Below are 1,837 nucleotides of genomic sequence, written 5' to 3'. Positions count from 1 at the left end.
CGGNNTTGCCATNACCGTGACCCCGCCGGCCAGCGCCAGCGCGCACTCGCCGCTGCGCAGCGCCTGCGCGGCGAGGTGCACGGCGACCAGCGAGGACGAGCAGGCGGTGTCGATCGTGACGGCGGGGCCTTCGAGGCCGAAGGTGTACGCCACCCGGCCGGAGGCGACGCTCGTCGTGCTGCCGATCAGCACGTAGCCCTCGACATCCGTCGACACCTGGCCCACCCGGGTGCCGTAGTCGTCGTACATGACGCCGGCGAACACGCCGGTGCGGCTGCCGCGCAGCGACGTCGGGTCGATCCCGGCCCGCTCGAAGGCCTCCCACGCCAGCTCCAGCAGCAGCCGCTGCTGCGGATCGGTGGCGGTTGCCTCCCGCGGCGGAACCCCGAAGAACTCCGCGTCGAAATCGCCCGCGTCGTGCAGGAACCCGCCGTGGCGGGCGTACGACCGGCCCGGGGCGTCCGGGTCCGGGTCGTAGAGCCGGTCGACGTCCCAGCCGCGGTCGGCCGGGAACGCACTGACTGCGTCGACGCCGCCCGCGACCAGGTCCCACAGCTGCTCGGGGCTCGCGACCCCGCCCGGGTACCGGCAGCTCGCCGCGACGATGACGATCGGGTCGTCGTCGGTGCCCACCGGCGCCGCGGGAAGGGCCGGTACGGCGGATGCGGCGGCGCCGGCGGCCGACCGGCCGACGAGCTCGGCCCGCAGGTGCCCGGCGACCTCGGCCGGGCTCGGGTAGTCGAAGAGCAGGGTCGCCGGCAGGACGAGCCCCGTCCGCCGGCCGAGGTGGTTACGCAGCTCGACGGCCGCCAGTGAGTCGAACCCGAGATCTCGGAAGGCCCGGGTGACCTCCACCGACTCCGCTGCCTCATACCCGACGACCGCGGCGACCTCCTCGCGGACCAGGGCGATCAGGAGCCGGTCCTGCTCCTCCACTGACAGCGCGGCCAGCACCTCGGCGAGGCCGCCGTCGCCGCCGGCCCGGGCACCGGCCGGCCCGCTGGTGGCGGAGACCCGCCGCCGGGCCGCCACGCCGGTCCGCCCGGCCGGCTCGCCGTTGACGACCCCCAGGTCGATCCGCCCCGCCACGAGCACCGCATCACGGGCATCCGACCCGGTGTCGGCCCCGGTGTCGGCCGCGGTGTCGGCCGCGGTGTCGGATGCGGCGTCGCGTCGGTCGGGGGAGGTTGTCGTGGCGAGCGCGGCGTCAAGCAGCGAGAGCCCGTCGGCCACGCCGAACGGGGTCACTCCGGACCGGGCCCATCGGGCCCGGTCGGCTGCGCCGAGAGTGGCCTCCATGCCCGAGCCGGTGTCCCAGAGTCCCCAGGCGAGGCTGGTGGCGGGGAGTCCGGTGGCCCGGCGGTGATGCGCCAGTGCGTCGAGGTAGGTGTTGGCGGCGGCGTAGTTGGCCTGGCCGGGGGTGCCGAGGGTGCCGGCCACCGACGAGTAGAGGACGAAGGCGGTGAGGGGTTGGTCGAGGGTGGCCTGGTGCAGGTTCCAGCTGGTGTCGATCTTTGCTTTGAGGACGGTGTCGAGCTGGTCCGNNGTGAGNNNGGCCAGGGTGGCGTCGTGCAGGATGCCGGCGGTGTGCAGGACGGCGGTGAGCGGTCGGTGGCTCGGGATGGTCTCGATGAGGGCCCGGGCGGCGGCGGGGTCGGTCNGGTCGGCAGCGNNGATCTGGACGTCGGCGCCGAGTGCGGTGAGTTCGGCGGCGAGGTTGTCGGCGCCGGGGGCGGCCGGGCCGCGGCGGCTGGCCAGGAGCAGGTGGCGGATGCCGTGGTGGGTGACGAGGTGGCGGGCGGCCAGGGCGCCGAGGGTGCCGGTGCCGCCGGTGACG

The 1,837-nt window shown here is 75.5% G+C and carries 2 protein-coding genes and 1 pseudogene; all 3 read right to left on the bottom strand.

Annotated features, from left to right (window positions below; all coding sequences use genetic code 11):
- Positions 1 to 13 precede the first annotated feature (13 nt).
- On the bottom strand, positions 14 to 1,544 hold a 1,531-nt coding region (locus tag UG55_RS46090), incomplete at both ends, for a beta-ketoacyl reductase (RefSeq protein WP_304440464.1).
- Between the two features lie 10 nt (positions 1,545 to 1,554).
- Positions 1,555 to 1,660, bottom strand: a pseudogene (locus UG55_RS44955) (hypothetical protein); the annotation flags it as partial.
- A 14-nt stretch (positions 1,661 to 1,674) separates the two neighbouring features.
- A partial coding sequence (locus tag UG55_RS44945) for a KR domain-containing protein (protein ID WP_304440463.1) occupies positions 1,675 to 1,837 on the bottom strand: 163 nt, incomplete at both ends.

This window comes from Frankia sp. EI5c, assembly GCF_001636565.1.
In the GTDB taxonomy this organism is placed as follows: Bacteria; Actinomycetota; Actinomycetes; order Frankiales; family Frankiaceae; genus Parafrankia.
The sequence above is the reverse complement of the archived record's forward strand: the minus strand, read 5'-3'. Positions and strand labels throughout refer to the sequence as shown.